Origin of the sequence: Stenotrophomonas pictorum JCM 9942 (genome assembly GCF_001310775.1) — a bacterium.
Classification (GTDB): domain Bacteria; phylum Pseudomonadota; class Gammaproteobacteria; order Xanthomonadales; family Xanthomonadaceae; genus Stenotrophomonas; species Stenotrophomonas pictorum.
The window spans coordinates 1-5,429 of the sequence record NZ_BAZI01000192.1 but is presented as its reverse complement, the minus strand read 5'-3'; the positions used below and the strand labels follow the sequence as shown (position 1 = coordinate 5,429).

Genomic DNA, 5,429 nt, shown 5'->3' with positions numbered 1-5,429 from the left:
CGAAGCCGCCACGCCTCCGCCGGTGGGCAGCTGCGATGCCAGCCAGGTGCAGGGGCTGGTCGGCCAGACCTGGTCGGAGGCGATGCAGGCCCAGGCCAAGGACGATGCCGGCGCCAGCGAAGTCCGCGTGCTCAAGCCCAACCAGCCGGTCACGATGGAGTTCATCGGCGAGCGCCTGAACATCGAGCTCGATGAAAAAGGCCTGGTCAGCGGCGTGCGTTGCGGCTGAATGGAAACCCGCCAAAGCCTTGTCCCACAAGGCTTTGGTTGCGTCCGCAACGATGTATTGCGGCACTGCAGCATCTGTGATCTAGTCGATGCCATCCGGTGGCCTCAAGGTGCGCTCCAGGGATTGAGCGCGAGGCGAGTGTCGCCGCTCACCTGACATCGTCAAGAGGCACACATGGCAGTCCGAACCCCGCAAGCTTTACGACCCGCAAGACGAACGCGACGCCTGTGGCTTCGGCATGGTCGCCCAGCTCGATGACCAGCCCTCGCGCCTGCTGGTGGATACCGCCATCGCCGCACTGTCGCGCATGACCCACCGCGGCGGCGTCGCCGCTGACGGGCTCACCGGTGACGGCTGCGGCCTGCTGCTGCGCAAACCCACCGTGTTCCTGCGCCAGCTGGCCGAAGAAGCCGGCATCGCGCTGGGGCCCAATTTCGCCGCCGGCGTGGTGTTCCTGCCGCACGACGCGGATGCCGCACAGCGCTGCCGTGACGAACTCGATGCCCAGCTGCGCCGCGCCGGCTGCCATCCGCGCGGTTGGCGTGAGGTGCCCACCGATGACAGCGTTTGTGGCCAGCTGGCGCGCGACACGCTGCCGAAGATCGAGCAGGTGTTCGTCGATGCCGACATCGAGCAGAGTGCCGAACAGTTCGCACTGGCGCTGTTCATGGCCCGTCGTCGCAGCGAACAGGCGCTGCGCGATGTCTCCGACTATTACGTCACCACCCTCAGCGCCGAAGCCATCACCTACAAGGGCATGGTGCTGCCGGACAAGCTGAGCACCTTCTACCCGGACCTGCAGCGCCATGAACTGGCCTCCAGCGTGGTGGTGTTCCACCAGCGCTTTTCCACCAACACCCTGCCACGCTGGCCGCTGGCCCATCCGTTCCGCCTGCTCGCCCACAACGGCGAGATCAACACCATCGAAGGCAACCGCCGCTGGGCGCAGGCGCGCAGCAAGGTATGGAAGACGCCGAAGTTCGACATCGCCGAGCTCGACCCGGTGATCTCGATGCACGGCTCCGATTCGCAGAGCATGGACAACATGCTCGAGCTGATGGTGGCCGGCGGCATGGAGCTGATCCAGGCGCTGCGCATCCTGGTGCCGCCGGCAACCCAGTCGCTGGAATTCAAGGATGCCGATCTGGCCGCGTTCTACGAGTTCTATGGCTTGAACAGCGAACCGTGGGATGGCCCGGCCGGCATCGTCGCCTGCGATGGCCGCTATGCCGCCTGCACCCTGGACCGCAATGGCCTGCGCCCGGCGCGCTGGCTGCTGACCTCCGACCGCCACTTCCTGGTCGCCTCCGAAGCCGGCGTCTGGGAAGTGCCCACCGAGCGCGTGGTGCGCAAGGGAAAGCTCGGTCCGGGCCAGATGATGGCCATCGATCTCAAGCGTGGCGACCTGCTCGATTCGGACGCCATCGACCGCATCAACCGTGCACGTGCGCCGTACAAGCAATGGCTGCACCAGGGCGTGACCTACCTGCAGACCGAGCTGATCGATCCGTCGCTGGCCGAGGAGCCGTTCGACGAGGCCACGCTGCGCAGCTACCACAAGCTGTTCCAGCTCACGACCGAGGAACTGGAACAGGTGCTGCGGCCGCTGGCCGAAACCGGCCAGGAAGCCACCGGCTCGATGGGCGATGACACGCCGATCGCCGTGCTCAGCCGCCACACCCGTCCGCTGTACGACTACTTCCGCCAGGCTTTCGCGCAGGTCACCAACCCGCCGATCGATCCGCTGCGCGAAGAGTGCGCGATGTCGCTGACCACCCAGCTCGGCAAGGAGACCAACATCTTCCACGCCGGTGCGGAGACGGTGAACCACGTCATCCTCAACTCGCCGGTGCTGAGCCAGCGCAAGCTGCGCCAGTTGCTGAAGATGGAGCAGTACGTCGCGCGCAACCGCCTGATCGACCTGTCCTACAGCGTCGAGGAAGGGCTGAAGGCCGGCATCGAGCGCATCTGCGCGCAGTGCGAACAGGCCGCGCGCGAAGGCGCGGTGATGCTGCTGCTGTCCGACCGCTACCCGGTCGCCGACCGGCCGATGGTGCATGCACTGCTGGCCACCAGCGCCGTGCATCACCATCTCTCGAAGGTCGGGCTGCGCTGCGACGTCAACCTGATCATCGAGACCGGCACCGCCCGCGATGCGCACCACATGGCCTGTCTGCTGGGCTTTGGTGCGACCGCGGTATATCCGTATCTGGCCTACCAGACCCTGTTCGATCTGGCCGGCGCGGCATCCTGCAGTTGAAGAAGGGCGGTGAGGTCTCGCAGATCGGCCGCAGCTACCGCAAGGGCATCTACAAGGGCCTGAGCAAGATCATCTCCAAGATGGGCATCTGCACCATCGCCAGCTATCGCGGCGCGCAGCTGTTCGAGATCGTCGGCCTGGACCCGGACGTGGTTGAACTGTGCTTCCCGGATACCGCCGCGCGTATCGCCGGCGTCGGCCTGGCGCGGCTGGATACCGAAGCCCGCGAGCTGATGGTGCGTGCCTGGAATGATCTGGCCGAGCCGGAAGTCGGCGGCCTGCTCAAGTACGTGCACGGCGGCGAATACCACATGTACAACCCGGACGTGGTGATGACGCTGCAGCGCGCTTCGCGTACCGGCGATGCCGCCGACTGGCGCAAGTACATGGACGCGGTGCATTCGCGCCCGACCTCGGCGCTGCGCGATCTGCTGCAGCTCAAGCCGGCGGCAACGCCGGTGCCATTGGACGAGGTGGAACCGGTCGAAGCGCTGTTCAAGCGTTTCGATACCGCTGCCATTTCGCTGGGCGCGCTGTCGCCGGAAGCGCATGAAGCGCTGGCGATTGCGATGAACCGCCTCGGCGGCCGCTCCAACTCCGGCGAAGGCGGCGAAGATCCCGCCCGCTACGGCACCGGGAAGCGTTCCAAGATCAAGCAGGTGGCCTCCGGCCGCTTCGGCGTCACCGCCGAATACCTGGTCAATGCCGAAGTGCTGCAGATCAAGGTGGCGCAGGGCGCCAAGCCCGGCGAAGGCGGCCAGCTGCCGGGCCACAAGGTCAACGAGCTGATCGCGCGCCTGCGCTATGCCAAGCCCGGCATCGGCCTGATCTCGCCGCCGCCGCACCATGACATCTATTCCATCGAGGACCTGGCACAGCTGATCTACGACCTGAAGCAGGTCAATCCGCAGGCGCTGATCTCGGTGAAGCTGGTATCGCATGCCGGCGTCGGCACCATTGCTGCCGGCGTGGTGAAAGCCGGCGCCGATCTGATCACCGTGTCCGGCCATGACGGCGGCACCGGTGCCTCACCGGTCAGCTCGATCCGCTATGCCGGCGTACCGTGGGAACTGGGCGTGGCCGAGTCGCACCAGGCACTGGTGGCCAACGACCTGCGCAGCCGCACCCTGCTGCAGACCGACGGCGGCCTGAAGACCGGCCTGGATGTGGTCAAGGCCGCACTGCTGGGCGCCGACAGCTTCGGTTTCGGCACCGGGCCGATGATCGTGCTGGGCTGCAAGTACCTGCGCATCTGCCATCTCAACAACTGCGCCACCGGCGTGGCCACCCAGGACGAGCGTCTGCGTGCGGGCTACTTCACCGGCCTGCCGGAGCGGGTGGAGAACTTCTTCCACCTGCTGGCCGAGGAAGTACGGCAGTGGCTGTCCTACCTGGGCGCGCGTTCGCTGGATGAGATCGTCGGCCGCACCGATCTGCTGCAGCGGCTGGATGTGTCGCCGCGCGAAGGCGTCAAGGTCGATCTGTCGCGCCTGCTCACGCCTGCCCACTACGAGGGCGCGCATTGCGCCGCACAGCGCCTGTACCAGTCGCCGGACAGCCTGGCCACGCAGATGGACGACCTGCTGGCCGATGCCATCGCCCACAAGCGTGGCGGCGAGCACCGCTTCCTGATCCACAACACCGACCGCTCGGTGGGCACGCGCCTGTCCGGCACCATCGCCCGCGCATATGGCAACCACGGCATGAGCGAAGCGCCGTTGAACCTGCGCTTCCGCGGCACCGCCGGACAGAGCTTCGGCGCGTTCAACGTCGGCGGCCTGAACCTGGAGGTGGAAGGCGAAGCCAACGACTACGTGGGCAAGGGCATGGCCGGCGGTCGCCTGGTGGTACGCCCACCGCGCGGTGCCCGCTTCGAGGCGCGCAACACTGCCATCATCGGCAACACCTGCCTGTATGGCGCCACCGGTGGCGAACTGTTTGCCGCAGGTCGCGCAGGCGAACGCTTCGGCGTGCGCAACTCCGGCGCGCTGGCAGTGATTGAAGGCGCCGGCGACCACTGCTGCGAATACATGACCGACGGTGTGGTGGTGGTGCTGGGCAAGGTCGGCCTGAACTTCGGCGCCGGCTTCACCGGTGGCCTGGCCTATGTGCTCGACGTCGACCGTGACTTCGTCGACCGCTACAACCATGAGCTGATCGACATCCACCGCATTTCGGCCGAAGGCTTCGAGAACTACCGGCAACACCTGCACACCCTGATCGGCCGTCACCGCGAGTTGACCGGCAGCATCTGGGCGCAGCAGATCCTCGACGAGTTCCGCGACTACGTCGGCAAGTTCTGGCTGGTCAAACCCAAGGCCGCCAGCATCGAGTCGCTGGCCGAGTCGCTGCGCCGCGCGGCCTGATCTGGCGTCGGTACGGACACGCCCCGCATCGACGCATCCAACCTTTGTGCCTTAGCCAATGCTTCCCGCAGACGGGAAGCTCGCCCGGAATCTTCCATGAGCCGCAAGCAAGCCTTCCAGTTCCTCGATCTGCCCCGCACCATGCCGCAGCGCATTCCGGTGGAATTGCGCACGTCCGGCGATTGGGGCGAGCTCTACGGCAAGTTCGACAAGAGCGACGCGCAATACCAGGCCGGCCGTTGCCTGGATTGCGGCAACCCTTACTGCAGCTGGAAATGCCCGGTACACAACGCCATCCCGCAGTGGCTGCAGCTGGTGCAGGAGGACCGCATCCACGAGGCGGCGACGCTGTGCCATTCCACCAACCCGCTGCCGGAAGTCTGTGGTCGGGTCTGTCCGCAGGACCGCCTGTGCGAAGGCAGCTGCACGCTGGAGGAATTCGGCGCGGTCACCATCGGTGCGGTCGAGAAGTACATCGTCGATACCGCGCTGGCCACCGGCTGGAAGCCCGATCTACACGCGGTCAAGTGCACCGGCAAGCGCGTGGCGGTTGTCGGTGCCGGCCCGGCGGGGC

General features: G+C 66.4%; 1 protein-coding gene and 2 pseudogenes. All 3 read left to right on the top strand.

Going from position 1 to position 5,429, the window contains the following annotated elements; genetic code table 11:
- On the top strand, positions 1–229 hold a 229-nt coding region (locus JCM9942_RS10425), incomplete at its 5' end, for an I78 family peptidase inhibitor (RefSeq protein ID WP_256202363.1).
- 238 nt (positions 230–467) lie between these two features.
- Positions 468–4,855 (top strand): annotated as a pseudogene (gene gltB / locus JCM9942_RS10420) (glutamate synthase large subunit).
- A gap of 96 nt (positions 4,856–4,951) precedes the next feature.
- Positions 4,952–5,429: pseudogene (locus tag JCM9942_RS10415) on the top strand (glutamate synthase small subunit); the annotation flags it as partial.